This is a genomic window from Polaromonas sp. P1_F8, assembly GCF_056405635.1.
Map to the genome: position 1 here is coordinate 72,784 of NZ_JBFUBS010000004.1, position 26,507 is coordinate 99,290.

Here is a 26,507-nt window from a genome sequence, read left to right on the forward strand (position 1 = left end):
CCGCTACTAAATTAATAGCTGCTCGCGCTCGTTCTTATTGGGCTGCAGGCATATTTGATGCCTGAAAATGCTCTACAGGAGTGTTTTTCCAGCACCCGGAATCCGTCGCGCAACGAAGCCCTGTTATTTATACCGGCGCGGCCAGGGCACCCGCTGTAATACATTCATTGGCTTCAACACCCACCGGACTCACTGCCCATGCGCTCCATCTCCCAGCCTCTTGGCACCACGCTTGCCGCCATCGCCCTCACCTTGCTGCCGATGGCCGGCGCGCAGGCGCTGACTGCGGCTGAAAAGCCTTATGTGGGTGGCTACACACAAGGCTCGGTCGATTCGCGTGCGCAGCTGATGCTGCTGGACGACAACACCTTCTGCTTTACCTTCATGGGCGGCTCGCTCGACATGCTGGCCGGTGGGCGCTGGAAGGCCGAAGGCAACGGTGTGCGCCTGCAGGAGGTTCGGCAGAACGGCGCGATTTTTCCCGCCTTTGGCAAGCAGATGCCTGAGCAGAAAGAGACGGTGGCGTTTGACTTTCACGGCTATTCGCTTTCGAACGCAACGTCTGCCGTGTTTGCCACTTCCAGCAACGACGCGCTTCCCACCACGCTGCGCCCGCTGTTCAAGGAAGACCAGAGCAACTGGTCTGACAGCTACAAGCTGCCGCCCCTGCCGGTGGCGCAGGTGCGCTACTTTTATATAGGCGACGTGGAGGTGGACGCCAACCGCCAGCCCAAACGGCTGCGCGTGGTGCAGTACCGGCGCGGCGACGCGAACACGCTGGCCGTGGGCTACGACCAGTCGTTTGGCAACCCGCCGCTGAACCTGTCTGCCACGCTGAAGGGCGAGGTGCTGCATGTGGACGGCAGCCGCTTTGGCAAACGCGACGAGCTGCCGGGCGAAATCCTCGAAGGCATACGCGCTGCCTGCATACGGCCGGCGCTGGTGCCCGGCGCCAAACGCCCGGCGGAAGAGGGCAGCGAAGAAGAAGCCCAGGACAAAGCCGCCGCAGCCTTGGGCAAGGTGGTGGTGCGCAATGCGCCGCTGGTGCCGGTAAAGACTTTCTACCTGCCGCTGACGGCGATGCAGGGCGCGCCGTACTTTCCCGGCACGGAGAAGTAAGACAAGTCACGCTGGCTGCCGGGGTGGCCGCGCACCGCTACTAAATTCATAGCTGCTCGCGCAGATTCTGATTGGGCTGCAGCCACTTAAAATTGCGATTGCGCATTGAGGTTGGCGGACCCGCAGCCCGCGCACCACCTTTCCCGGCATCACCTCCTCACCGCTTGCGCCCGCGCAGCGCGCCGGGCTTGCCGGCCCATGCGCCCAGGAAAAACATCGAAAAAAGCGGCAGCGCAGCCGTGGCGGAAGGGTCGCGCTTGAGCGGGTGCGGGTTTGTTTCGGCGCGGACTGCGGGCCTGGTGGCCGGGGAAGGTGCGGCGTAAGGGCGGGCTTGGCGTTTTGTCATCCGATGGGTCCAGTTTCAAAAAGGAAAGCAAAGGCGGTGATGGTCGGCGCTGGCTGTCGCCGGGATGTCGCGATGCGTGCTTCCACGCGGCATCCCGGCCGCGACATCTCCGCGACAGCGGGGCGGCACAGTGCGTCCAGCCTGGCGGTCCGCCGGCGGCCTTTTTCCAAAAACCGTCCAAGAGGAGTTCCCTATGAAGCGCAAATCTGTTGTTGTTCCCGCCGGTGTGGTGTTGCTGTCGGCGCTCACGGGCGTTACGGGCATTACGGGCGCCTATGCGCAGCCGAAGCCCGAGCCCGGGGCTTCACCCTGGGGCCTGGGTGTGGGCGTGGCGGCCCGAACCGACATTTACGCGGGCGAAAGCACCAAGCTGCGCGCAGTGCCGCTGATCAGCTACCAGGGCGAGAAGTTCTTCTGGCGCGGCATCAGCGGTGGCTACCACTTGCTCAGCCGCGACGGTTTCACATTCGATGCCACGCTGGGCGCCCGGCTGGGCGGCATCAAGAAAGAAGATTTCGGCGTAGCCGAGCTTGCGGCCCGGGGCATCAACCGCAACCTGCTGGAAGACCGCGACGGCGGCCTGGACCTGGGGATTGCCGGGTCCTTCAAAGGCCAGATGGGCGTGGTGGAGCTGGCGCTGAAGGCCGATGTGTCGGGCGCGAGCAAGGGTTACGAGGCCTCGGCCAAATACGGCTACCCGCTGCAGTGGGGATCGACCACGATCACGCCCAACATCGCGGTCAGCCATTACTCGGCCAAGCTGGCCAACTATTACTACGGAACACTGGACGCGGAAGTCGCCCGGGGTGTGGTGAACTACAAGCCGGGAAGCGCAGTGATTCCGCGTGTCGGTATTGAGGTGATGCGGCCCTTCGCCGACAAGTGGATTCTGGCGGGCGGCCTGTCTTACAGCGCGCTGCCAAACAAGATCCGCAACAGCCCCTTGGTGGACAGGGACGCTAATGGAGTAACTTCTGTTTTTGTCGGGGTTTCGAGGAAATTCTGACACCCGCCGCGCCACCACGCGAAAGAACCGAGATGGACATGATTGAAGGCCCCTTGAGCATCCTGATCGTCGAGGACAACGCGCCCATGGCGGCGAACATCTACGACTACCTGGAAGCCTGCGGCCACAAGCCTGACGCCGCGCCCGACGGCAAATCGGGGCTGGGCATGGTGCAGGCGAATCACTACGACGCGATCGTGCTGGACTGGATGATGCCGCGCATGGACGGCCTGACGATGCTCACGCAGCTTCGGTGCGAACTCAAGTCCAGGACGCCGGTGATCATGCTGACGGCCAAGGACCAGCTGGACAGCAAGCTGCAGGGCTTTGAAGCCGGGGCCGACGACTACCTCGTCAAACCCATCGCGCTGCCGGAACTTGAAATGCGGCTGCGCGTGCTGGTGACGCGCAGGCATGCGGCGCAGGCGCCCGGGCAGGTGCTGGAAGTCGGCGACCTGCGCTTCAACCTGCAGTCGCTGGTCGTGACCCGGGGAGACCGCGAGCTGTCGCTGTCACCGATCAAGCGGCAGATACTGGAGGTCTTGATGCGGCGCTCGCCGCACATCGTGAGCCGCGAACACCTGGAGTCGCAGATCTGGGGCGAGCGCACACTGGACAAGGACATCCTGAGGTCGCACATGCACCTGCTGCGCAAAGAGGTTGATGGCGAGGGCGCCCCGAAAATCCTGCACACCGTGCTCGGGCAGGGCTACAGCTTGCGGGTGCAGGATGGCGAATAAACCACGCATGTTCGACCTGCATTGGCGCATCAGCGCCCTGTTCGTCGCTTTCGGGGTGTTGCTGGCCCTGGGTGTCATTGTCTCGGTCGGCTTCGGCCAGGTGATGATCACGCACCCGGTGTGGGAGCAGATACTGCGCTCGACCACCCAGCATTACATTGCCGGCAGCACGGGCAAGCAGCCCGTGCCCTTGCCGACACAGGGCGCCTACAAGGGATGGCACCTCAAGAGCGGCGCGGCCTTGCCCGCCGACATGCCGCCCTACCTGGCCACGCTGCCCGCCGGGTTCTACAGCGAACAGGACCTGGACCGGTTTGACGAGCACGACTACGCGGCCCTGGTCACACCGGTCGCGGACGGCCGCGTGGTCACCGTCATCGACATGACCGACATCGAGACCCTGCAGAACAAGGTGGGCATCGGGGGCTTGGTCTTTGTGCTGGTCAATCTGGCGCTGGTGGGCGCCACGCTGCTCTGGCTTCACGGCAGCCTGCGCAAGCCGGCCAGGGCCCTGGCGCAGCACATGGAAGCGCTGGACCCGGAGCAGCCGTCGCAGCGGCTGTCGGTTGATTACCCGCAGGCGGAGCTGCACGACATCGCGGTGCAGGTCAACCGCCACCTTGAAAGGGTGGAGCGTTTCATCGAGCGGGAACGCAGCCTGCTGGACCAGGCCAGCCATGAGTTCCGCACCCCGGTCGCCGTGATCAGCGGCGCGGTGGACGTGCTGGCCAAACAGGCGCTGCCCACGCAGGCCAAAGGCCCGCTGGACCGGATTCGCGGCACAGTCGACAACCTGACCGAAACCATGGGCGCCCTGCTTTACCTGTCGCGCGAGCCGGATGGCAACGCAAGGGTGGAGACCACCCGGGTCGACCTGATTTTGCAGGAGCTGATGCAGGACCATGAGCACCTGCTGGCCTTCAAGCCCGCGCGCTTTGTGCTGGTCGAGTGCGTGAGCCTTTCGGTCAGCGCGCCGGAAGCGATGGTCAGGATCGTCATTGCCAACCTCCTGAGGAATGCGGCCGAGAACACGCAGAAGGGGGACGTCACGGTCAGCCTGACCGCACACAGGCTGCGGGTGAGCGACTCCGGCGAAGGCTTCGACGCGGTGGAGGCCGCGCGCAGCTACAGCGCGGCCTTGCAGACGTCCATGAAGCCCGGCGGCGGCCGGGGGCTGGGGCTGTTTTTGACGAAGCGGATCTGCGAGCGCTTCAAATGGTCGCTGGCCATTTCGTCAGCGGTGAGCAAAGGCTCGGTGGTGGACATTCGCTTCTAGTTTCCAGCTTCTGGTTTCAGGCATTCACCGTGCCCGGAAAAGACGCGGGGTAACGCAGGGCGGCAGCAACGCCGGGCGGGCAGGACGGCCCCATGTTGCTACCAAATTAATAGCTGCTTGCGCACATTCTTATTGGGTTGCAGCCACTTTTTATGCCTGAAAATGCCTTGAAAAGACCTCAATCAGACCCTGCGACCTTTATCCACCCGGAAAATCAAACTGCGGCGCGGTGCTGCTGAGCACCGCGGTGACGGGCGCCGCCGGCCAGACGGCGGCCAGCTCAGCGGCGAGTGTGCTGATGAGGCGGCGCACGTCGTCTGCCGCCGTGGCGTGCAAGGCCTCGGCCACGATGAGCACGCTGCGCGTTCCGGCACTGACGGCCGAGAGGCCGCTTTGCCGGTGCGTCCAGCGGCGGGCGTGAGCTGCGGGCGGCTGTGCTGCGTCGGCAAAGATGACTTCATGCGGCTCGGGAATTTCTGTTTCGCCGCTGAAGGCCTGGTAGCTTTCGGTGCCGGTGGCGTAGCGCACCTCCAGCTGCTGCACCACCGGCGCTACATCAAACACGGCGATGGGAATGGCGAACGCGATTGACACGGCGTTGCACAGGTCAACCAGCGGGTGCAGCTGCGGCAGTGCGCCCTCCTTGCGAAAGCGGCGCAACAGTGATTCAGACGCGCAGCGGTACTGCGTGGGCTTGAAGCCCATTTTTGAAAAGGTACGGCGCCAGGCCTGCACTTCGGGCAGTTCGCCTTCGGCGCAGTTAGCAAGGCGGGCGGCAGCGATGGCATTGAAGCGGGCGACTTGGGCGGAGACGTCTGCATCGGCTGTGATGCCGCTGGCGGCCAGCACACCAGGCACCAGCTCGGGGTAATCGGCCCAGATGGCCGGGGAATGGCGAAAGAACATGCGCGGCTGCCTTCTTTAGATGGGTGAAAACAGCGGCCAGCATGCCACTGCGCGCGCACGCCGTCTTGAACGTTATTGCAGCGGGGTTTTATTCATGGCCTGCTGCCAGGCGCCGGGCGTGAAGCCGAACTGGCGCGCAAACAATCGCGTCATGTGGCTCTGGTCGGCAAAGCCGCAGGCCGCAGCCGCTTGCGCCAGCCCGGCGCCGCCGCGGATCAGGCCGCGCGCACGCTCGGCACGCTGCTGCAGCAACCAGGCGTGGGGCGTAAGGCCAAAAGCCTTTTCAAAACGGCGCAGCAGCTGAAACTTGCTGAGGCCTGCGGTGCGCGCCAGCTCCGTCAAGGTAGGCGGGGCCAGCAAGTCAGCGGCCAGGTGGTCGCGGGCGCGGTGCAGCTCAGGTGAAGAGGGTGAAGTGGACAATGAGACTTGCGAGTGCGTGACAGGTGAAGCAACATGGCGGTGCAGCAGAAGGGCACAGGCGCGAACCAGCGACTCCTCACACGCGAGGGCATCTGCGCCGCTGCGCTCCACACCAGCGTCCCACTGCTGCAAGCGGCCGAGCAGGTGTTGCAACGCTGTGCGCAGGCGCGCGTCCTGCGCGACGGGGCGCGTGAGTTCGATCTCAGTGGCCGGCGAGGCATCTGGCGCATCGGCCACCAGGGACGCGATGACCGCCGGCTCAAAGTACAGCATGCGCCAGCGACGCGAAGTGCCGCCCAGCGGCCGGCCGTCATGCACCTCACCGGGGTTGCACATGATGACGTCACCGGCATAGGCATCGACCGGGCCGCGCCCGCTGGCCGAGCTTTGCGCACCATGCTCCATCAACCCTACGCCATAGACGGAGTGCCAGTGGCGACCGAAGTGGCGCGCGCTTTGCATCTCTGTTGTGTAAATGCCTGCCCACGGCGAGCCGAAAACGCGGCCCTGGTGGGCGGGTGATGCAGATGTGGAGGGCATGGGCGTCATGATGCCTCGGGAATGCGCGGCGGGCCAGCCCTCCTGGAGCCCCTTCAAGACAGCACCGGCGTCAGGGCTCTGCGGCTTTTGAAGTGGCAGTATTCAGATGACAGGCCGATATCTGCGATGCCCCGACCTCGATCAGGGCCGGCCGGACTTCCCGGCAAATGGGCATGACATGCGGGCACCGGGGGTGAAACGCGCAGCCACTGGGCACGTTCATCGGGCTCGGCATCTCGCCCGCGATCGGCCTGTACGTGAGCGGTTTCGCGTCCATGCGCGGTGCGTCGGCAATGAGTGCCTTCGTGTAGGGATGGTTGGGTTGACTGAAGAGCGTCTCTGTTTTGGCCAGCTCCACAATGCGGCCAAGGTACATGATCGCGACCCGGTCGGCAAGATATTCCACCACCGCCAGGTTGTGGCTGATGAACAGGTAGGCAAGGTTCTGCTCGCGACGGAGCTTCTGGAAGAGATTGAGCACCTGCGCCTGGATGGACACATCAAGCGCGGAAACGGCCTCATCGCAGACGACAAGCGACGGCTTCAGTGCCAGCGCCCTTGCGATGGCGATTCGCTGCCGCTGCCCACCCGAGAACTGGTGCGGATAGCGTTCGCCGTAACTGGCGTCAAGACCCACCTGCCCCAGGAGGCCTCTCACGAACGGGGCCTTGTCCTTTGCGGAAATCAGCCCGTGATAGATCGCCGCCTCACTGAGGAGCTGGTCAACACGCAGCCGCGGATTGAGCGAGCCATAGGGGTTTTGAAAGACCATCTGGACGTTTCGATGGACATCCGAAAGATAGGGCTTGCCCGGCACCTGATGAACCACAACGTCACCGCTGGACGGTTCCAGAATGCCCGCGACGATTCGCCCGAAGGTTGATTTTCCGCAGCCCGACTCACCCACCAGGCCGACCACCTCCCCTGCCTCGATCTGCAGGCTGACGTCACTCACTGCGGACACCTGTTTGGGTGTCTTGCGGGCCAGCTTCAATTTGTGCGCCAGTTGCCCGCTCCAGGTTTGCGCGGCACCAAACCGTTTCGAGACATTGGCCGCTTCAAGTATCGTGGTCATGAGTTGTGGGTGGTATAGGGATGAAAGCAAAGAAACTCCCGGTCATCTGTCCGGGTCAGGCCGGGCATCTTTGTGCACGCTTGCGTTGCCCGGCTGCAGCGGGGTGCGAACGCGCAACCGGACGGCAGGTTGAGCAATGGCGGTGTACTTCCGGGGATGGGCTTGAGCAGGGAGCCGCGATCCTGTGACTTGGGCAATGAGTCGATCAAGCCGCGCGTATAAGGATGTCTCGGCGACCTGATCACATCAGCGACCGCGCCTTTCTCGACAATGCGGCCGGCATACATCACACACACGTAGTCGGCGAGGTCTTTCACCACACTCAGATCGTGCGTTATCCACACCAGTCCCGTTCCGCGCTCTTTTGTCAGCTTGCGGATCTGGTAGAGGATTTGCGCCTGGATCGTGACGTCGAGGGCGGTCGTCGGCTCGTCGGCGATGATCACCGCCGGCTCATTGACGATGGCGTTCGCGATGGCGATTCGCTGGCGCATGCCACCCGACAGTTCATGCGGATACGCCCGCATTCTTTCGGCCGGCGCCGGAATTCCCACCGCGGCCAACGCGGCGCATGCCCGCTCCGTGGCATCTGACCGTGATACTTTGGCGTGAATCCGGATGGTTTCCGTCAACTGGTCTCCCACCCGGATAACAGGGTTGAGCGACATCATGGGATCCTGGAAAACCATCGCCATCTCTTTGCCCCGAATCCGGTTCCATTCGCGGGCGGAGACGGAGCGCAGGCTATTTCCCCGAAGGAGAATTTCACCGGCAACGATCCGGCCGGGAGGATCCACCAGGTTCATCAAAGACATCGCCGTCACGGACTTCCCCGATCCCGATTCGCCCACCAGGGCAACGATTTGCCCTTGTTCGACCGAGAAGGAAACGTCGTTCACCGCCCTGGCGACGCCGGCCTTGATCTCGAAATGGGTCGTGAGCCCACTGACCTTTAACGCGCTTGTGCTCATACCTGATCCAGCTTGGGGTTGAAAACAACACGCAGACGATCACCGATCAGGTTGATCGACCCCACCAGGAGCACCAATGCCAACCCCGGGTAGACCGAGATCCAGTATTTGTTCGTGAGCATGTACTCGAAGCCATTGGCAATCAGCAACCCCAGCGAAGGTTCTGTCTGAGGGAGCCCTATGCCCAGGAAACTCATCGTTGCCTCCAGGCTGATGGCGTGCGCCGTCTGGAGGGTGCCGGTGACGATCAGCGTTCCCATGCAGTTCGGCAGCACGTGCCTGAACATGATCCGCCTGGGGGGCAAGCCTTGCCCCATCGCCGCCTCCACATACTCTTTTTGTTGCTCCACCAGCGCGGCCCCGCGCACGTTGCGGGCGTAGTAAGCCCATTGAACAATGATCAGGGCCAGCAGGGTCTTGTCGACGCCCTGGCCCAACGATGCCAAAAGTACCAAGGCGATCAAGATGGCCGGCAAGCTCAGTTGCAAGTCAACGATTCGCATGAAGAACGAATCAACACGCCCGCCAAAGTAGGCGGCCGTCAGGCCCACTGTTGTTCCGATGCAAAGCGCGGCCAATGCACTGAGAAGGCCGACGGCCATGCTGATGCGAAGCCCATAGAAGATTGCGCTGATCAGATCCCGTCCGGCGCCATCGGTGCCGAGGACATGCAGCATTCCGGTCGCTTCGCTGCGCGCACCTGGGATGAGTTCCGCGTCCACTATCGATACGGCGGCCAGGTCGTACGGATTTTGCGGTGAGAAGAGCGGCGCGCCCAGCGCCACGATGAGCAGCAGTCCAAAGACGACAAGCGCTGCAAACGCAATTTTGCTGAGCAGGAATTGCCGCCGGATCCGGCTCCACGGGGTTTGCGCCGGCTGCGCCGCCGGCGGGTCCGCCAGCTTTTCTTCCGGATTCAACGATTCGGTCTGGATCATGGGGTCACCTCGTTTTTATTTGCTGCGGGCTCTGAGCCGGGGATCAAGAATCACATACAGGAGATCGACCAGAAGGTTGATGGAGACCACCAGAAGAACGGTGACCATCAGGTAGGCCACGACAACCGGCCTGTCGAGATGGAGGATCGAGTCAATGATGAGTTTTCCCATGCCCGGCCATGCAAAGACCGACTCGGTCACCACGGAAAAAGCAATGAGGTGACCGAACTCGAGCCCGACGGCGGTGGCCACGGGGATCATTACGTTCGGGGCAATGTGTCTCGCCAGGAGCCTTAAGCCGGACACGCCTTTGGCACGCGCAAACCGCACGTATTCCTGTTGCACCACATCGCGGGTGCCGGTCTCCGTCAGGCGGATCACCATGGCGATCTGGAATATGGCAAGCGTCGTTGCCGGAAGGATCATGTGCTTGAGGCCGTCCCATGTCAGGAAGCTGAAGGCGATGCCGAAGAGCTGTTCCGTATCGCCTCGCCCGCCTGACGGAAGCCATCCGAGGTTCACGGAAAAGATGAGGATGAGGATGAGCCCCTTCCAGAACGTGGGAATGGTGACCCCCGCGATTGAAAATCCCGCAATGAGCTTGTGAACCCAGGAGTCCGGCATCAAGCCCGCGACGAGCCCGAGAGGAATGCCGATGGCCAGCGCCAGTATCAGCGCGACAAACGCCATCTCCAGGGTTGCGGGCATGCGCTCCAGAACAATTCCCAGCGCCGGCCGGTTGAAGACAAACGATTTGCCAAGGTCTCCCTCGACCGCATGCTTCACAAACAGTGCGTATTGCTCGTAGATCGGCCGGTCCAGCCCCAGGCTGCGCGCCGCGACCTCCACCTCTTCGGTGGAGGCATTCGGGCTGACAAGCAGGTGTATGGGATCGCCAATGAGGTGAATGCCCGTAAACGCGATGGCAGACATCAGCGCAACGACGACGAGGCTGTCGCGCATTCGCTGGAATATGGGGCCAAACATCAGATTGCGTCCTTATCACTGACCGCGACAAGGGCCAACCCTTCATATCGCACACCGCTTCGCTCGAGCCCGCGGCCTCCACCCGGGGAGGCCACAACAGGTCCCCTATTGCACGTCACTTTCATCAAAAACTCCAGTCAGCGGGAGGCCTCCCGCAGATACGTCACGTTCGCACAACTGCTCGCAATTTAGGGGCCAACCAACGCCCTTGCCAGCTTTCACCTTGTGCATTCGCGGCAACAGCGCCGCGAAATTTCTTGACAGCCATCACCGCTTCATGATCTAGTTGTAACGCTGTTTGATACAGTGTATCGCTAGTCAATACAAAAAAGCAAGCGAGTTTTCAGAATTTATGGCGGTCGGCGAGGAGGGAAGCAGGAAAGACCTGGGCGAACTTCGCCCGTGAACACCCATGCGGCGGCGAATGATTCGCCGCCATTTACAAAACTTTTCAGGAGTGAGAAATGAAGTTGAAGATAGCCTGCCTGGCTGCGATTGGCGCCGGCGCAATAACCGCAATAGCCCCTGTTGCCGCGCTGGCGCAAAGCACAGTAACCCTATACGGAAGGGTCGATACGAGCTTCGAGAACTCAAAGACCGGCTCGGTCTCGCAGACGCTCATCACGGGCAACGCGTCCCGGTTCGGCTTCAAAGGAACCGAGGACCTGGGCGGAGGGCTCAAGGCCTTCTTCGGGATCGAGGCTGCGATCTCTTCCGACACCGGGGCGACGACCTCGCCGATGTACCGCAACTCTTTCGTGGGGATAGGCGGTGACTTCGGGGTGGTCAACATCGGCCGAATCGACTCAGCCGCGCCCAGCCGCACGCCCATCTATGCGATCCTGGGCCGCAACGTGGAGTACGTCATCCACGACGCCGGCGCCACCGCGATTGGCTCCTCCATCTTCAATGCACGCACCCGGGTGTCCAATGCCATCGGCTACGCCAGCCCGGTGATCAGCAACTTCGTCTTCCGCGCCGGCCATTACTTCAATGGTGAAGGCCTGGCGGAAGCGGCGGCCGGCCCGATCCGCTTCGAGAGCGACTACAAGCAGACCGATGTCTCGCTGAGCTACGGTGAGGGTGCTGGCCCGCTTGGGCTGGGCGTCGGCTACGGAAGGGACAGCAAACGCGGCGGCGCCTTGCTCAATGATTTCAAGAACAAGTGGATGCTGGTGGGCTCCTACGACTTCGGCGAGATCCGGGCCTGGGCGGTTTACAACCGTGACAACTTTGAGGGCAATGCGCTGTCGCGCAGCAAGGTGGCGGCGCAGATGGTCGGCGCCTCGTGGGACATCACGCCCAGCAGCAAGGTCATGGCCAACTACATCCGCAAGGATGTGCAAAGCGATCCTGCGGCCAAGCTCAAGCGCTTCCAGGCGGGCTACTCCTACAAGATGAGCAATCGCACTTCGCTATACGCCTTCTACGACCGAAACGATCCCAACAACCGCGTCGCCAATGACGTGATCCGCGTTTACGGGGTTGGCATTCAGCACAACTTCTGAGCGCCCAGGCGTTGGCCTAAATAGCTGGTACACAAAGCCCGCCTCCGGCGGGCTTTTGTCATGGATAGCAGGAACGCCCTGGATGGGCGCCATCATTTTGGAAAGCATGGGTATGTCACTTAAACATTGGATCAGTACAGTCATTCTGGGAACAGTTTGTGTCGTTGCCTCATCCGCTCCGCAAGACATCGTGATAGGCCAGATCGGCCAGCTTAAGGACCCGAATTCCGCGGCAAGCCAGGTGAAGGTGGGCGTGCAACTGTATTTTGATGTCGTCAACGACCGGGGTGGTGTTAACGGGGCGAAGCTGAAACTTGTCACCAGAGACCGGGGACCGGACGGGCCGGACTCAGTGGAAAAAACACGGGAAATCATCCAGGAAGAAAAGCCTGTTGCATTGATCGGATTTTCCGGAACTGCGCCTGTTGAAGCGCTGGTTCAGGAAAAGGTGCTGGCTGCGGCCGGCATCCCTTTGGTCGGGCCACGAACGGGCGCTGTCTCGCTTCATCAACCGGTGAACCCCTGGATTTTTCACACACGCGCCAACTATGCCCAGGAGGTGCAAAAGATTGTGTCCCACATGAGCATCATCGGGCACAAGCGCATCGCGATTCTCTACGAGAAGAGCCCGTTTGGCGTTGAAGGTTACGACCGGGCGCAGCGCGCGATCAAGGGGAAGAACCTTCAACTCTCCGGTAGTGCGAGCTACGAATACGGCACGACCAATGTCAGCGAAGCGGTCGAAACGATTCTCAAGGCCAAACCCGACGCGGTTATTTCAGTGGCGACGAGTGCTGCGACCGCCGAGTTCTACAGGAATTTTCGTCAAGGTGGAAGTTCGGCGTTTGTCGTCGCGCTTTCGGTCACCGACGGTGCCGCCGTTGTGAAAAGAATCGGCAAGCAGGCCGCATACGGCCTGGGGATAGCGCTGGTGGTGCCCGATCCGTCCAGCAAGACCTCCACGCTCATCAGGGAAATGCAGGAGGACCACAAGAAATTTGGCGCACCAGGATCTGATTTAAATCTGGCGGTGACCGAAGGCTACATTGCGGCCAGGGTACTGGCCGAAGGCCTGAAACGCGCCGGACCGAATCCCACTTCCGCAAAGCTGAAGCGATCCCTGGAGTCATTGAGGGATCTAAATCTCGGCGGATTCTCCGTCAACTTTTCCCCGACAAATCACTCGGGCTCGACTTATGTCGACGTAGTCGTACTAGGCCCTGACGGTAGAATGCTTCGCTAACTCAAACATACCCGTTGAAGCAAGCCAGCGGCAAGAAGGCAATGGACTATAACGTAGCGTCGGTAGATGAAGCACTCGGCTTATTGATGCTTGTAGCCCAGAACCCCGGCCTGGGTGTGACCGAGCTTTCCAAAAGATCTGAAATTACCAAAGCCAGGGCGTTCCGCCTTTTGAGCACGCTGGAGCGGCGCGGTTTTGTGCAGCGATCGGGTGATGCTGCGACCTACCATCTCGGCTACAACGCGTTGCTTGTGGGGTTGGCTGCCGACGAGCAGGTCAGCCTGGTCAGGCAGGCCAGCAAGTATCTTCAGCAGTTGGCCAGCAAATTCAACGAGATTGTCCAGATCCGTGTCCGTGACGGTTTTGAATCCGTCTCTGTGGCCCGATGGGACTCTACCCATGATGTGCGTATCCATGGGTCCGTCGGCATGAGGCGGCCTCTTCATGGCGGTGCTTCGGGCAAAGTCCTGCTGGCCTATGCCCCCGCAGAGTTTCTGAGCGAATTTTTCGCGCAGGACTTTCAGAAGTTCACGCCCAACACCATCGTTCAACGCGCCAAATGGAACGAGGAGCTGATCAAGATCCGCAAGCAGGGTTACGCCACTTCCTTGGGCGAAATCACGAATGAGGTGCTTTCCGTGGCGGCACCGGTGCGCGACGGCACCTCAAAAGTCATCGCCGCAATGGCCATCTCCATTCCTTCAAGCCGCATCACGGCCAAAGGGCTGGAGAAGCTGGCCAAGCCGCTGTGCGCGGCTGCCTACGACCTTTCGGTTGAGCTCGGATATCGCCGCTCCGACGCCTCTGCCGATTAGCGGCGGCGCACCTGGTGGGGCGCGCTGCAGCCACCATTATTGAGAACGCTTCGGGATCACGGGAAGCACCACATGCGATGGATGCTGGCTGTTCATGTACACCTTGTTGAGCGCCGTTCTGCTCGTCGTCGCCTGCGCCTCGGGATCCCCGGTGTTCGGGTTGACGTCAAAGTGCGGAAAGTTGCTGCTCGAAATGTCCACCCGGATGCGATGCCCTGCCTTGAAAAGGTTGCTTGTCGGAAACGCCTCGATGCGGATGGGGTACACCGTTCCCGGCGTCATCAGCTCCGGGCGCTCCCATGAGTCCCTGTATCTCACCCGCAGAATCCCGTCAGTGAGGTTCATGGCGAAACCCTTTGGGTAGTCTTCGCTTTGCGGATACACATCGACCAGCTTGATGGTGAAGTCCGTGTCCGGGCAGTCAGAAGATATCCACAAGTTCGCCACCACCGGCCCTGTAATCTCAACATCCTCCACCAGCGGTTCGGTTGAAAAGGCAAGCACATCTTCACGGTCGGTCAGCGGGTAAAACGGTTCTGCGCAACCAAAGAAGCGCTCATCGGTCGTCTGGTCAAATGCACCGGCCAGTATTCCGGGCGGACGTGAAACCACGCTGCCGCCCAAGGTAGGAACCGGATTTTTGGGGTCGAACCGATACGCCAGCGCACCGTGATGCCTCTCGGGAAGAGAGGGGGACAGCGAACGATCAACGTGAAGATGGTAGGGCTTCCACTGCGTATCCGGAATCGGCCAGTCCTGCTCGGAGCGCCAGGTTCCGCCGTGGTCAAGACGCCCCTCGCTGTTTTTTCTGCCGGAGCCGCCGCCCATCACGAACAGCCTCACGTTGGCGTTGTCTTCAGCGGCCGGAAGGCCTTTCAGCCAGTGGTCAAACCATTTGAGCCTTGCCTCAAGAAAGCTTGTGGCAACGTGATGGCCAAAAGTGGATTTCTCGCCGAAATCCACATCGCCCGAATAGGTCAACCACCGGTTTCCGTGCACCCACGGACCAAAGACGAGCTTTACCGGAGCGCCGATTTTCTTGAGGCTGCCGTAATTTTCGGCTGCGGTGCGCGTATAGACGTCATACCAGGAAGACATATGGACTGTCGCCACATTCTTGAGGTGATGGTAGAACCCCTCCGCATAAATTCCGGGCTGCTTCCAGTACGCATCGAACGTACCACGCTCCCATTGATCGAAGAGAAACTCTTCATATTCCGGTGCTTCCGAAAGCGGTGAGTTTCCACGGCGCCATGGCATTCTTCTGAACCAGTCGTCGACGTCGATATTCTTCAAGGTGCTGGCGACGGCCGTATTTTCCGATCGCTGGGCAATGCTCGATGCGAAGAGAACGGCCCACGCGGCCTGCTTCAACTCATATGCCCCCCCCTGCCGGATGCCGCTTTGATAGCCATTTGAAAACCCCCCGGAGTCGACATACATGGCCAGCAAGCCGGGTGCGCCGGTAGACGCCAGGGCCATTTGCGTATGTGCCGCATAGGAAAGGCCCTTGGTTCCAATCCTGCCGTCGGACCAGGGTTGGCGCACGATCCAGTCACATGTGTCGTGGCCGTCGTTGGCTTCGCTCAGGTATTTCGTGAATGTGCCTTCGGACCCATATCTGCCGCGGCAATCCTGGTACACGACGATATAGCCCTGGGCGACAAAATACGTTGCCACCTCTTCACGCGACATGGGGCGCGTGCTCCCTGGTTCGCGTTCGGTGCGGCTTTCAAGGTGCTTCCCATAGGGAGTGCGTTCCATGATGACCGGGAGTGGTTTCGGATCTTCTCCCGCCTCTTGTCTCGGGCGATATATATCGGTCGAGAGCCTCACGCCGTCCCTCATCGGCACCATCACATTGCGTTCAATCACCACAGCAAGATTGCTGAACGTCGAGTCTTTCATTGATTACCCTGGTTCGGCTCGGATTGGAGCGCCACCGGTGCTGACACCAGCACCGGTGACCCCCTCACCTCACCCCTATTCGTTGATCTGTTTTACTTCGAAGCTGCGTCCTTGATGGCACTCGCCACCGTGAACCCGTCACTTCGCGGGACCATGCTCAGGCCTTTGCGCAACCCCCACGCCACCTTCGCGTTATGCACCGGCACGATGGCAACGTCCTCCGCGGCAACCCTTGCGGCCGTTCGCAGCAACTCTTCGCGTTCCTTTTCACTCAATGTTTTTGACGCAGAGCGGATCGCCGCGTCAAACTCCTTGTTGCTGTACCGGCCATAGTTGTTGGCTCCGGTCCCCAGGGCCTTGTCAAAGGTATGGACAACGGCGGTGGAAGGCTCCAGCGAATCACCGAGAACCGCACCAATGCCAAACATGGCCAGGCTGAATTCAGGCTCGCCACCAGCTCCGCCGCTTGTCGCCCGGGTAACAAAGTTCGCGTAGGGGAGCGTCCTTGCGTCGGTTTTTATCCCCGCCTGGGTCAACATCTGGGCAATGGCTTCGCAGACCCGTGCGTCGTTGAGGTACCGGTCATTGGTGCAGTGCAGAACCACCTTGAATCCGGAGGGGTAGCCTGCCTCGGTCAGCAAGGCTTTGGCCCGCGCCGTGTCCCCGGGCTGAAGCTTCAGTGCGGGCTCGTACCCAAAAAAGCCGGCGGGAACGATCTGCATCGCTGGTTCCGCATCGCCTTTCATGACGAACTTGTTAATGGCGTCCCTGTTAATGGCCACTGTGATGGCCTGGCGGACTCTTTTGTCCTGGAACGGGTTCTTGGCCAGCGGTTTCCCGTCATGGCTGGTGACATAAGGCGAAACCGTCCGAAATTGATCCATGGACAGGTAGTTGAGTAGATAGGAGGTCGTAGAGACCACCGACACCTTGTCGCTTTTCTTCAAGGTCTCGCTCAAGCTACCGGCAGCGCCATCAATGACATCGACACTTCCGCCCAGCATTGCCGCCGCTCTCGCCGGTTCTTTCGGTATGAATTGGTAAATCACTTTTGACCAGGCCGGTTTTGAGCCCCAGTACGCGTCATTGCGTGTCATGGTCACTTGCTGGCTTGGAATGAGTCCTGCGTACTTGAAGGGACCGGTGCCCACCGCCGCCTTGCCGTTCTCGAAGTCTTCCTCCTTGATCTCCGCCCCGCTTCCTTTCGAAAGAATGGCCACTAGACCTACGTTTTCAGGCAGAGTGGGCGCGGCTTCCTTCGTCTTGATGATGACTGTCAGCGGATCCTGGACCCGAACGCTGTCGACCGCTCTCAAATACGTCTTGAATGTTCGCGGGCCGGCCAGCGCCCTGGCCCTGTCCAGCGAGAACTTCACGTCGTTGGCCGTCATCGGTTCGCCGTTGTGAAATTTGACGCCGGGGCGCAACTTGAATTCCCATTGTTTTTCGTCGATCGCTTTCCAGGACAAGGCCAGCAGAGGAATGGGATGCAGCTTTTCATCCTGGCCAATCAGCGAGTCGTAGACGTTCATCCAGACGCCACGATTTGCGGCACCCAGAACGTGGGGATCGGCAGAAGTGACTTCGGCCTTGAACCCGATCCGTAAATCGGCAGCTGACGTCATACCCGAAAGCGTCACAGCCACAGCAGCCGCCAGCAACCGGCGGGGACAAGTTAGTGCGATTCCCATTCTGAAGCTCCATGAAGTTAGGCCAGGCCTTTACAGCAAGGCAAATACAAATGTATCGTTGAATGATACATCGTATTGTTGTACGATACAACAACCCCGGGATTCTCGCTGCACCGGCCTTACAGAATCATCAGGCGGCGAGGGACTTTTGACCAGAGGGAACACAGAACCGGGACGCTTCACGGAATAGAACTCTACGGCCCGGGCTCAGCGCAGGTGGAGCCCGCTGGCTTGCCCCACGTAAGGAATGTCAGCCGGCGTCACGCATTGACCGTACCCAGAAATGACGCGGGATACCGCAGGCCTGCGGCGGCGTCGGGCGGGAAGGCCTTGTCGAGCTGGACCAGCTCGGCCGGGCTCAGCGTGACGTCGAGTGCGGCGATATTCTGGTCGAGGTAGCTGCGGCGCTTGGTGCCGGGGATGGGAATGATGTCATTGCCCTGCGCCAGCACCCAGGCCAGCGCGATTTGTGACGCGGTTACGCCTTTGGCTGCGGCCAGCTGCTTGACGGCATCGACCAGTGCCAGGTTGCGCTTGAAGTTTTCTTCGGCAAAGCGGGGCGAGAACTTGCGGCGGTAGTCGTCGGCGGGCAGGTCTTCGGGCTTGCTGAAGGCGCCCGTGAGAAAGCCGCGGCCCAACGGTGAATACGCGACAAGGCTCACGCCGTGCTCGCGGCAGGCGGCGAGCGTGCCGGTGACTTCGGGGTCGCGCGTCCACAACGAATATTCGCTTTGCAGCGCGGCGATGGGGTGCACCTTGCAGGCGCGGGCAACCGTGGCGGCCGACGCTTCAGACAGGCCCAGGTAGCGCACCTTGCCGGCCTTCACGAGCTCTGCCATGGCGCCCACGGTGTCTTCAATGGGCACGGTCTTGTCGACGCGGTGCTGGTAATACAGGTCGATCTGGTCGATGCCCAAACGCTTGAGGCTGGCGTCGCAGCTGGCCTTGACGTACTCGGGCCGGCCGTTCACGCCACGTGTCGCTTCGTTGGCCGGGTCGCGTGTGATGCCGAACTTGGTGGCGATAAAAATGTCTTTGCGGCGGCCGGCGATGGCCTTGCCGATCAGCAGCTCGTTGGTGTGCGGGCCATAGATGTCCGAGGTGTCGAGAAAGTTGAGGCCGCGGTCCAGGGCATGGTGAATCGTGGCGATGGATTCGGCGTCGTCGCGGTTACTGTAGAACTCGCTCATGCCCATGCAGCCGAGGCCGATGGCGGAGACGGAAGGACCGTTACGGCCGAGGGTGCGGGTTTTGATCATGGTGTTTATTCCTTTGGAGGGTGTGTGTGAAATGGCGAGTGGGTGTTCAGGCCCGCTTGGGTTCGGCGCGCATCTCTTCATAGAGACGGATTTTTTTGCGGATGTAGGCCAGGGTTTCGCGCTGGGCGCGTATCTCGGCTTCCAGGCGCTCGGCATGGCCTTCCAGCAGGGCCTGACGCTCGGCCAGGCTGGCGGCGGAGGAGTTGCCTATGCGCAGCAGCTGGGCATAGCGCTGCATGTCGCGCATCGACATGCCGGTGGCGCGCAAGCGCACCAGGAAGTCGAGCCAGCGCATGTCGGCGTCGCTGTAGCGCCGCGCGCCGCTGCGCCGGCCTATGGGGGCGATGAGGCCGATCTGCTCGTAGTAGCGCAGGGTGTAGGCGCTGAGGCCTGAGGCTTCCGCGGCTTCGGCGATGCTTAAAGAGACGGTGGGAGCGTTAGTCATGTGGGGACTGTAAAACTTCGAGCGCGCTCTAAGTCAAGCCCTCTTTGGAAACCCTTTTGTTGACCGGCCGATTGGGGTGGACCGGACCCGCGCCTTGCCTCAGCGGGTAATCACCACCAGCACACTACAGGGCGCCTGCGCGATCAGCGATTTGGATACCGAGCCGCGCCACCAGCGCGCGGCCCAGCCTTCGAGGTGCTTGTGACCGACCACAATCAGGTCGGCGTCTATCTGTTTGGCGTACCTCGCAATTTCATCGACGGTTTCGCCGTACAGCACCTCGCCCCCAGCCTCATGGCCTGACTCCAGCAACTGGCGCAAGCCGTCGTTGAGGATGCCCTGGTACCTTTCCCTGTCCTGGTCGGCGACGCTTTGTTCATAGATCACGCCTTCAGCGGCGACCACCTGCCGCTGCAGGGGGGTGATGGCAATCAGCGTCAATGCCGCCCCGCTCCACTGCGCGATCTCGCGGCAGTCCAGCAGCGCTTTTTGGCCCGATTGGGAGCCGTCGTAAGCCAGCAAAATTCGCTTGTACATGATGTATCTCCCGAATGAAGTGACTGGGCAATTCAAGAATAGGCCTGCTGTCTGAGCCGGTCAAATGATCGCCCCAGCGCCAACAGGGTCGCCTCATTTTGCGCAGCCCCGCACCGGCGACAATCGGGGTCAACAACCGATTCCAAAGCAGCCCATGACCCAAGACCCCAACCGCGCCAGTGAACTCAAGAAAATGGAGTTGTGCGACTCCTGCGCCGGCATACAGCGCAACTGGCGCAAGGCGCCGGGCCACCCGGAACTGGTGCAGGGCGACCCCCGCCATGAAACCCGTCGCCATGGGCTGATCACCATCACCCGCTACAAGTGCGACCGCTGCGGTACGGCGTGGGAGTATGAGAACGACAAGACCAACCAGAAGGCCGGCTGGTCGGTGGTGGGCCGCTAAGGCGACTCAACCACAGGCGGCTTACCGCTCTGCGTTGGCGCGCTTGATGAGCGCATCGCACTCGGCGCGAAGCTTCTGCAGCTTGTCTTTCCCGGCATGAAACACCTTGTCGTCGAGCGCACTGACGGCCTTCTTGCCCGAAAGCCCAGCAAGGTAAGACGCTGTTTCAAGCGCATTTTTGCAAGGCCGGAATTGATCAAATGGATCAGGCCCTTCCTTGGCCGCAGGCCACTGCTTGCGCTGCCCGTCCAGCGCTGCCTGGGTCAGGCGCAGCCGCTGGGCGTACTTCATGGCCTCCGGCTCCATGGCCCCGATGGCGTATTCATTGAGGACACGCTGCGACCTGATCGCCAGGGCCAGCGCATCCTGCTCGCCCTTGGTGGGTTGCGCCGTCGCCAGCGTGGCGGCCGGAAACAGCAGGAAGGTCAAAAGCATTCGCATCAGGCCGACCATACAGGAATATCAAACCGCGCCCCGCTGTTGCAGGCAGCTTAACCTTCATCGGTTGAACGCTGACCCTGATACGGGCTTTTGAATGACATGTGCGGCGGAAGACCAGGCGCACTATTCCTGGGCTGAAAGGACAATGAATGAAACGAAGGCTGCTTCTTGCCACCACCGCACGGCTCTGCCTGGGTGGGGCTGTGTATTTCACCCTGCCGGGCGCACAGGCCCAGCCCAGCTACACCGTCAGCATGGCCCAGCTGCAGGACGCGGTGGCCAAACGCTTTCCCGTGCGCAAACGCGCCAACGGCCTGCTGGACATGACCGTGCAGGCGCCGCAGTTGCGCCTGCTGCCCGAACAGAACCGGCTGGGCGCCGCCATGGCGGTGGAAGCCGCCGGCCCGGCATTGCAGCGCGCCTACCCCGGCACCTTTGACCTGGACTTTGCGCTGCGCTACGAAGCCAGCGACATGACGATACGCGCGCACCAGCCGCGCGTGAACACCTTGCAGTTTGAGGGCCTGCCCCCGCAGGCGTCGATGCTGGTGTCAGGCTATGGCCCGCAGCTGGCCGAGCAGGCGCTGCAGGGCGTCGTGCTGCATTCACTCAATCCGCAGGACCTGGCACTACCCAACAGCATGGGCGTGCAGCCCGACCGCATCACCGTGACGGCGCGAGGGCTGGTGATTGAGTTTGTGAGCAAACCGCTGAGCTGAGCCCACCTGCCGGCTTGGATGCGCTAGCTACCCTGCCTGTCCACCAGCGCCCGCACATACGCGCGCAGCGTAGTGCGGCCGCGCACGGGCGTATCGGCGGTGTAGGGATGGTCCCGCGTCAGTTCTGTCATGGCCGCATAGGACTGGGCCGCAGCAGGCGAAAAGCCCATGGCCTTGAAGCCCTCTACCCACTTCTCGCGCGGCGTAACGCGCACCGAGACCGGTTTGTCCAGCGCTTCTGAAAAGGCTGCGGCCACATCGCCAGGGCTGTATTTCTCAGGGCCTTCGGCATAAAAGATACCGGTTTTACCGGCGGGCTCCGTCATCAGCCGGGCGGCGAGCTCGCCCAGGTCTTGCGGCGCCACCATGGGCAGCTTGAAGTCCACGGGATACATGGAGTCGATCACGCCTTCTTCCTGCGCGGTCTTCAGTGCTGCATCCCAATTGCTCATGTAGTAGGCCGCGCGTATCACGCTGAAGGGCACAGCTTGTGCCTCCAGGGCTTTTTCCATGTCGTAAAGGATGCCCAAGTCGCCTGCGCGCTGGACGGGCTGCGCGCCATAGGTGGACTCGGCCACGATTTTCTCGAGCTGCGTGCCTTGCAGTGCTTCGATGATGGATTTGACCGTGGCGCGCTCTTCGGCATCGGTGTCGGTTGTCGGGTCGGCGGACGGGTTGAGCAGAAAGAGGCGTGTGCCCTGCTGGAACACCTTGCGCAGCGCGGGCACGTCGTGAACGTCGGCCAGCGCGACCTTCGCCCGTTGGGGCACGTCGTTTTTTGCCTTGCCGACCCGGCCGGATTTTTTGGGGTCGTGTGTGATGAGGGTGACGGGCTCGCCCGCGCTGATAAGGCGTTTGACCAGCGCCGAGCCGACATGGCCTGTTCCGCCAAGAATGATATGCATGGGAATCTCCTGGTGTCAAAAGTTCCATGCTCGAGGCAGGCGAGACTCCCCAGTGACAGCCACTGGAGCCCTGGAAAGTCGGAATGCGCTGACAAGGGACAAGGAAGGGCTGCGACGCGTGCGGTCACAAGGAGACAGGCAAAAAAAGACAGGCCTCAGCCTGTCTTTTTGGATCAGCGGGTGTCAGCGGGTATATGGCCCGCGTTGCCGCTTACTTGGTGCCGGCTGCCTTGACGTCGGTCTTGGCTTCTGCCTTGACTGCACTGGTGTCGACAGCAGCGTTGGCCTTGTCGGCGGCGGCTTTGGCCTTCACGGTATCAACCTTGGCATTGGCATCGATGGCAACGCCGGCTGCTTTGGCATCTGCCTTGGTGGTGGCCTTTTCAGCTTTGGTGGTGGCCTTGGCTTTGTCGTCAGCATCTGCCTTCTCAACCTTGGCTTCGGCCTTGACCTTGGCTTTAGCGGCCTTGGCATCTGCCTTCGCGGTTTTCGCCGCGGCTTTCTCTTCAGCCTTCACCACTTTGGCATCGGCCTTGGCGTCAACCTTGGCTTCGCTTTTCACGGCGGCTGCCACAGACTTGTCGGCCTTGGCTTCAGCCTTGCCGGCAACCGGAGCGGTTTGCGTGGACGATTCGACAGGTGCCGGCGTTTGTGCAGAAGCAATGCCAACGAAGAGGGTAGCAATAAGAGTAGCGAGCAATTTGTTCATGAGAGAGTCCTTTGAATGAATGGATGATGGAAATTATTGTTATCACGTAGCCCATGTTCAACGGGATGGGGTGCGGCACTGTTGACCGGGCATACACACCGTTGCACAACACACCTGCGCCTTACATCGCTTGTCGCTGTATGGCGACAATAGCGCCCCGTTTCGGGCTGGCCTGTAGGATGTGGCGCTTCCACCGTGTAATGAATGAAGCACCAGCATGAACCTCGCAACATCCGCACAAAAGATCGTCATCGTCGGCGGTGGCGTGATCGGCAGCGCCATCGCCTACTTTCTGGCGATGCATCCGCGTTTCGATGGGAGCATCACTGTCGTCGAGCGTGACCCGACCTATACGCAAGCCTCTTCGGCATTGTCGGCCAGCTCGATACGCCAGCAGTTTTCACAGCCCGTGAACATTGCGGTGTCGCAGTTCGGCATTGATTTTTTACGCAACATCCAACAGCACCTGGCAGTCGATGGTGATGTGCCTGATATTGGTTTGACCGAGCGCGGCTATTTGTACCTTGCCACTGAAGCCGGCGCGGCCACGCTGCAAGAGAATCATGCGACACAGCGCGCAGCCGGTGTGGATGTGATGCTGATGACACCTGCCGAGCTGCAGCAGCGCTTTGCGTGGCTGCAGGTGGACGACCTGGCGCTGGCGTCGCTCGGCCTTTCGGGCGAAGGCTGGTTTGACGGCTATGGTTTGCTGATGGCCTTCAAGCAAAAAGCGCGCAGCCTGGGTGTGCAGTATGTGAAGGCCGAGGCCACGGCCTTCGCGCACAGCAACGGCCGCGTGAGCGCCGTGATGCTGCAGGGCGGCGCGCAGCTGCCGTGCGACTGGGCTGTGAATGCGGCAGGTGCATGGGCGCGGCCGCTGCTGGCCGGCACGGGCCTTGACTTGCCGGTGTATGGGCGCAAGCGCTGTGTGTATGCATTTGCCAGCCCCGCGAAGACGCCTGACTGCCCGCTGGTGATTGACCCGAGCGGTTTGTGGTTTCGGCCCGAAGGCGACATCTGGATTTGCGGCCTGCCGCCGGCACAAGACCACAACGATGCGCCGCTGGATGTGGACTACGACCTCTTTGATGAAGCCTGGCTGACACTGGCCAACCGCGTGCCAGGCTTTGAGGCCGTGCGCATGCAACGCGCCTGGGCCGGCTACTACGAATACAACACGCACGACCACAACGCGCTGCTGGGCCCGCACCCGGCCTTGCCGAATCTGCTGCTGGCCAATGGCTTCAGCGGGCACGGGCTGCAGCAGTCGCCGGCGGTGGGGCGCGGCCTCGCGGAGTGGATTGCCGAAGGCGGCTACACCAGCCTGGACTTGTCGCCGCTGGCGGCGCAGCGGCTGGTGGAAGGGCGTGCGTTGGTAGAAAAGAACGTGATTTAAGTTTCACGTCTCTCGTTTTCACGCCGGCGGTTGCTCCTGAATTAATAGCTGCTTGCGCTCGTCCTGCAAGGGTTGCAGGCCGTTTTCGCATAAATTTACGCCTGCTTCTCGCTGTCCAGGTGGCCCATCTGGTAGGCGTCGTAGCGTGTGCCGGCCACCGCGTCGGCGGGCAGCGCGGCTTCAATGCGCTGCAGGTCTTCGGCGCTGAGCTGAAGTTTCAACGCGCCCAGCGCTTCATCAAGCTGGCCCGGCTTGCGGGAACCGACCAGCGCCACCATGTCGACACCCAGGGCCTTGCCGCGTGCGATGACCCAGGCAATCGCTATCTGTGATGCTGTGGCGCCCATGCCGGTGGCCAGCTGGTGCAATACATCAACGAGCTGCTGGTTCTTCACCGCGTTGTCGCCGGTAAAGCGCGGCAGGTGGGCGCGGAAGTCACCAGGCCCCGTGGGTTTGGAGCCCGACAGCAAACCGCGCGAGAGCACGCCGTAGGGCGTGACGCCTATGCCCAATTGCTTGAGCACGGGGAAGATTTCTGCCTCGGGCCCGCGGCTGACCAGCGAATATTCAATCTGCAAATCGCTGATGGGGTGCACGGCGTGCGCCTTGCGGATGGTCTGCACGCCGACTTCGCTGAGGCCGATGTGGCGCACGTAACCGGCTTTCACCATGTCGGCCATCGCGCCTATGGTCTCTTCGATCGGCACGTTCGGGTCGAGCCGCGCGATGCGGTAGATGTCGATGTGGTCGGTGCCCAGGCGCTGCAACGTGTAGGCCAGGAAGTTCTTCACCGCTTCGGGCCGGCCGTCCATGCCGATCCAGCCGGCAGACGGGTCGCGCAGCGCGCCGAACTTGACGGAAATCAGCGCTTCATCGCGCCGGCCTTTCAGCGCCCGGCCGATCAGCATCTCGTTGTGGCCCATGCCGTAAAAGTCGCCGGTGTCGATGAGGTTGACGCCTGCGTCGAGCGCGGCATGGATGGTGGCGATGCTTTGCGCCTCGTCGTGGGCGCCGTACATGCCCGACATGCCCATGGCGCCCAGGCCAATGGCCGAGACGGATTGCGGGCCGCGAAAGCCCAGGCGGGTGGAAGACAGGATGTTGGTGGTCATGGGGAGCCTTTTCATAAAAAGTGAATCAATGCATGGATGGGCAGGTGAATGAACTGTATTGGTTTGAATAAAAAGAATAAACTGCCTTTAATTGAAATAACTGTTATCCATTTAAAGAACAATAAGGGCGAAATCATGAGCGTTGATCGCTACAAGGCGATGGAAGTCTTCACACGCGTGGTGGACCTGGGCAGCTTTACCGCGGCAGCCACCGCGCTGCACATGCCCAAAGCCAGAGTGACGACGGTGGTGCAGGAACTTGAAGCACACCTGGGGGTGCGCCTGCTGAACCGCACCACGCGCACGCTGAGCCTGACGGACGACGGCGCGCTGTACCACCAGCGCGCACAAGCCATGGTGCAGGACATGGGCGAGCTGGAAGGCACACTGCGCCGCGCAGTAGCCACGCCGGCCGGGCGGCTGCGCGTGGATGTGCCGGCGGCGGTGGGCCGCCACGTGATATCGCCGGCGCTGCCGGAATTTTTCAAACGCTACCCCGACATGGTGCTGGAACTGGGTAGTACCGACAGGCCGGTGGACCTGGTGGCTGAAGGCGTGGACTGCGTGATTCGCGGCGGTCTGGTGCACGACGAGACGCTGGTGGCGCGGCCGCTGGGCCGGCTGGCGGTGGTGACCTGCGCCGCGCCTTCTTACCTGGCGCAGTACGGCACACCGCAGACCCTGGAAGACCTGGAGCAGCACCGCTTTGTGAACTTTCATTCCGCCAAGACGGGGCGGGTGTTTCCGTTCGAGTTTTCCAGGGACGGTGACGTGCGGCAAATTCACCGCCCGCACTGGGTGAGCTGCAACGACGCCGACAGCCACATGGGTGCGGTGCTGGCCGGGCTGGGTTTGTCGCAGCCGCCGCTGACACGCCGTACCTGCGCGCTGCTTGCCAGCGGCGAACTGGTGCGCGTGTTGCCCGACTGGCAGCCCGAAGCGCTGCCGATGATGGTGCTGTACCCGCGCAACCGCCACCTGACGGCCAAGGTGCGTGCCTTTGCCGACTGGGTGGCCGAGGTGTTCAAGGCCGAGTTTGCGGCGGGGGCGAAGTTGTATTCGTGAAGTCGCTATCTTTTTGATAGCTGC

Annotated in this window: 27 protein-coding genes; 11 read left to right on the forward strand and 16 right to left on the reverse strand. The window is 61.5% G+C overall.

What is annotated here, in order from left to right; translation table 11 throughout:
- Window positions 1–198 precede the first annotated feature (198 nt).
- On the forward strand, window positions 199–1,119 hold the full coding sequence (locus tag AC1D1J_RS15270) for a hypothetical protein (RefSeq protein WP_477695127.1): 921 nt from the start codon (window positions 199–201) through the stop codon (window positions 1,117–1,119).
- A 157-nt stretch (window positions 1,120–1,276) separates the two neighbouring features.
- Here the strand turns inward: AC1D1J_RS15270 and AC1D1J_RS15275 are convergent, their stop codons facing one another.
- On the reverse strand, window positions 1,277–1,465 hold the full coding sequence (locus AC1D1J_RS15275; RefSeq protein WP_477695128.1) for a hypothetical protein: 189 nt from the start codon (window positions 1,463–1,465) through the stop codon (window positions 1,277–1,279).
- A 193-nt stretch (window positions 1,466–1,658) separates the two neighbouring features.
- On the opposite strand from AC1D1J_RS15275, the gene AC1D1J_RS15280 reads away from it, so the two are divergent.
- The 3 genes from AC1D1J_RS15280 to AC1D1J_RS15290 are packed head-to-tail and all read left to right on the forward strand — an operon-like array spanning window position 1,659 to window position 4,487.
- Window positions 1,659–2,471 (forward strand): MipA/OmpV family protein, encoded by an 813-nt coding sequence (locus AC1D1J_RS15280; RefSeq protein WP_477695129.1) that lies wholly within the window; start codon window positions 1,659–1,661, stop codon window positions 2,469–2,471.
- A 32-nt stretch (window positions 2,472–2,503) separates the two neighbouring features.
- Window positions 2,504–3,211 carry a response regulator transcription factor gene (locus tag AC1D1J_RS15285; protein WP_477695130.1) on the forward strand — a complete coding sequence of 236 codons (708 nt, stop codon included), beginning with the start codon at window positions 2,504–2,506 and terminating at the stop codon, window positions 3,209–3,211.
- A 7-nt stretch (window positions 3,212–3,218) separates the two neighbouring features.
- Window positions 3,219–4,487, forward strand: coding sequence for a sensor histidine kinase (locus AC1D1J_RS15290; RefSeq protein WP_477695131.1), 1,269 nt, complete (start codon window positions 3,219–3,221; stop codon window positions 4,485–4,487).
- Between the two features lie 198 nt (window positions 4,488–4,685).
- On the opposite strand, the gene AC1D1J_RS15295 is transcribed toward AC1D1J_RS15290, so the two are convergent.
- The 6 genes from AC1D1J_RS15295 to AC1D1J_RS15320 form a co-directional block, all read right to left on the reverse strand.
- Complete coding sequence (locus AC1D1J_RS15295; RefSeq protein WP_477695132.1) at window positions 4,686–5,393, reverse strand: B3/B4 domain-containing protein; 708 nt, start codon at window positions 5,391–5,393, stop codon at window positions 4,686–4,688.
- A gap of 72 nt (window positions 5,394–5,465) precedes the next feature.
- Complete coding sequence (locus AC1D1J_RS15300; RefSeq protein ID WP_477695366.1) at window positions 5,466–6,353, reverse strand: AraC family ligand binding domain-containing protein; 888 nt, start codon at window positions 6,351–6,353, stop codon at window positions 5,466–5,468.
- Window positions 6,354–6,423: 70 nt separating this feature from the next.
- Complete coding sequence (locus tag AC1D1J_RS15305; protein WP_477688130.1) at window positions 6,424–7,428, reverse strand: ABC transporter ATP-binding protein; 1,005 nt, start codon at window positions 7,426–7,428, stop codon at window positions 6,424–6,426.
- On the reverse strand, window positions 7,425–8,399 hold the full coding sequence (locus AC1D1J_RS15310; protein ID WP_477695133.1) for an ABC transporter ATP-binding protein: 975 nt from the start codon (window positions 8,397–8,399) through the stop codon (window positions 7,425–7,427). The genes AC1D1J_RS15305 and AC1D1J_RS15310 overlap by 4 nt, the downstream gene beginning before the upstream one ends.
- A complete protein-coding gene (locus AC1D1J_RS15315; RefSeq protein WP_477695134.1) occupies window positions 8,396–9,337 on the reverse strand; it encodes an ABC transporter permease in 942 nt (313 codons plus the stop codon). Before AC1D1J_RS15315 ends, AC1D1J_RS15310 begins: the two co-directional genes overlap by 4 nt.
- A gap of 15 nt (window positions 9,338–9,352) precedes the next feature.
- On the reverse strand, window positions 9,353–10,324 hold the full coding sequence (locus AC1D1J_RS15320; RefSeq protein WP_477688133.1) for an ABC transporter permease: 972 nt from the start codon (window positions 10,322–10,324) through the stop codon (window positions 9,353–9,355).
- A 464-nt stretch (window positions 10,325–10,788) separates the two neighbouring features.
- On the opposite strand from AC1D1J_RS15320, the gene AC1D1J_RS15325 reads away from it, so the two are divergent.
- The 3 genes from AC1D1J_RS15325 to AC1D1J_RS15335 all read left to right on the forward strand — a co-directional run bounded on the left by AC1D1J_RS15325 (window position 10,789) and on the right by AC1D1J_RS15335 (window position 13,890).
- Window positions 10,789–11,832 carry a porin gene (locus AC1D1J_RS15325; RefSeq protein ID WP_477695135.1) on the forward strand — a complete coding sequence of 348 codons (1,044 nt, stop codon included), beginning with the start codon at window positions 10,789–10,791 and terminating at the stop codon, window positions 11,830–11,832.
- 82 nt (window positions 11,833–11,914) lie between these two features.
- Window positions 11,915–13,075, forward strand: coding sequence for an ABC transporter substrate-binding protein (locus tag AC1D1J_RS15330; RefSeq protein WP_477695136.1), 1,161 nt, complete (start codon window positions 11,915–11,917; stop codon window positions 13,073–13,075).
- Window positions 13,076–13,116: 41 nt separating this feature from the next.
- On the forward strand, window positions 13,117–13,890 hold the full coding sequence (locus AC1D1J_RS15335) for an IclR family transcriptional regulator (RefSeq protein ID WP_477688136.1): 774 nt from the start codon (window positions 13,117–13,119) through the stop codon (window positions 13,888–13,890).
- Window positions 13,891–13,926: 36 nt separating this feature from the next.
- On the opposite strand, the gene AC1D1J_RS15340 is transcribed toward AC1D1J_RS15335, so the two are convergent.
- The 5 genes from AC1D1J_RS15340 to AC1D1J_RS15360 form a co-directional block, all read right to left on the reverse strand.
- Window positions 13,927–15,798: a CocE/NonD family hydrolase gene (locus tag AC1D1J_RS15340; protein ID WP_477695137.1), complete on the reverse strand. Its 1,872-nt coding sequence runs from the start codon at window positions 15,796–15,798 to the stop codon at window positions 13,927–13,929.
- Between the two features lie 92 nt (window positions 15,799–15,890).
- Window positions 15,891–17,489 (reverse strand): ABC transporter substrate-binding protein, encoded by a 1,599-nt coding sequence (locus AC1D1J_RS15345; RefSeq protein WP_477695138.1) that lies wholly within the window; start codon window positions 17,487–17,489, stop codon window positions 15,891–15,893.
- A gap of 260 nt (window positions 17,490–17,749) precedes the next feature.
- On the reverse strand, window positions 17,750–18,748 hold the full coding sequence (locus AC1D1J_RS15350; protein WP_477695139.1) for an aldo/keto reductase: 999 nt from the start codon (window positions 18,746–18,748) through the stop codon (window positions 17,750–17,752).
- Window positions 18,749–18,794: 46 nt separating this feature from the next.
- Window positions 18,795–19,193: a MerR family transcriptional regulator gene (locus AC1D1J_RS15355; RefSeq protein WP_477695140.1), complete on the reverse strand. Its 399-nt coding sequence runs from the start codon at window positions 19,191–19,193 to the stop codon at window positions 18,795–18,797.
- A 99-nt stretch (window positions 19,194–19,292) separates the two neighbouring features.
- On the reverse strand, window positions 19,293–19,730 hold the full coding sequence (locus tag AC1D1J_RS15360) for a universal stress protein (RefSeq protein ID WP_477695141.1): 438 nt from the start codon (window positions 19,728–19,730) through the stop codon (window positions 19,293–19,295).
- 154 nt (window positions 19,731–19,884) lie between these two features.
- On the opposite strand from AC1D1J_RS15360, the gene AC1D1J_RS15365 reads away from it, so the two are divergent.
- On the forward strand, window positions 19,885–20,136 hold the full coding sequence (locus AC1D1J_RS15365) for a hypothetical protein (RefSeq protein WP_431099316.1): 252 nt from the start codon (window positions 19,885–19,887) through the stop codon (window positions 20,134–20,136).
- Window positions 20,137–20,157: 21 nt separating this feature from the next.
- Here the strand turns inward: AC1D1J_RS15365 and AC1D1J_RS15370 are convergent, their stop codons facing one another.
- On the reverse strand, window positions 20,158–20,571 hold the full coding sequence (locus AC1D1J_RS15370; RefSeq protein WP_477688142.1) for a hypothetical protein: 414 nt from the start codon (window positions 20,569–20,571) through the stop codon (window positions 20,158–20,160).
- Window positions 20,572–20,726: 155 nt separating this feature from the next.
- On the opposite strand from AC1D1J_RS15370, the gene AC1D1J_RS15375 reads away from it, so the two are divergent.
- On the forward strand, window positions 20,727–21,296 hold the full coding sequence (locus AC1D1J_RS15375; RefSeq protein ID WP_477695142.1) for a DUF1439 domain-containing protein: 570 nt from the start codon (window positions 20,727–20,729) through the stop codon (window positions 21,294–21,296).
- Window positions 21,297–21,319: 23 nt separating this feature from the next.
- On the opposite strand, the gene AC1D1J_RS15380 is transcribed toward AC1D1J_RS15375, so the two are convergent.
- Together AC1D1J_RS15380 and AC1D1J_RS15385 are read right to left on the reverse strand one after the other, a co-directional pair.
- Window positions 21,320–22,201: an NmrA family NAD(P)-binding protein gene (locus tag AC1D1J_RS15380; RefSeq protein ID WP_477695143.1), complete on the reverse strand. Its 882-nt coding sequence runs from the start codon at window positions 22,199–22,201 to the stop codon at window positions 21,320–21,322.
- Between the two features lie 211 nt (window positions 22,202–22,412).
- On the reverse strand, window positions 22,413–22,910 hold the full coding sequence (locus AC1D1J_RS15385) for a hypothetical protein (protein ID WP_477695144.1): 498 nt from the start codon (window positions 22,908–22,910) through the stop codon (window positions 22,413–22,415).
- Between the two features lie 217 nt (window positions 22,911–23,127).
- Here AC1D1J_RS15385 and AC1D1J_RS15390 point away from each other — a divergent pair, with 217 nt between their 5' ends.
- A complete protein-coding gene (locus AC1D1J_RS15390; RefSeq protein WP_477695145.1) occupies window positions 23,128–24,306 on the forward strand; it encodes an NAD(P)/FAD-dependent oxidoreductase in 1,179 nt (392 codons plus the stop codon).
- Between the two features lie 95 nt (window positions 24,307–24,401).
- Here AC1D1J_RS15390 and AC1D1J_RS15395 read toward each other — a convergent pair whose 3' ends face one another.
- The gene (locus AC1D1J_RS15395; protein ID WP_477695146.1) at window positions 24,402–25,418 is read right to left on the reverse strand and encodes an aldo/keto reductase; all 1,017 of its coding nucleotides are present in this window, start codon (window positions 25,416–25,418) and stop codon (window positions 24,402–24,404) included.
- 135 nt (window positions 25,419–25,553) lie between these two features.
- Between AC1D1J_RS15395 and AC1D1J_RS15400 the strand changes: the two genes are divergently transcribed.
- The gene (locus AC1D1J_RS15400) at window positions 25,554–26,483 is read left to right on the forward strand and encodes a LysR family transcriptional regulator (RefSeq protein WP_477695147.1); all 930 of its coding nucleotides are present in this window, start codon (window positions 25,554–25,556) and stop codon (window positions 26,481–26,483) included.
- The last annotated feature ends 24 nt before the right edge of the window (window positions 26,484–26,507 follow it).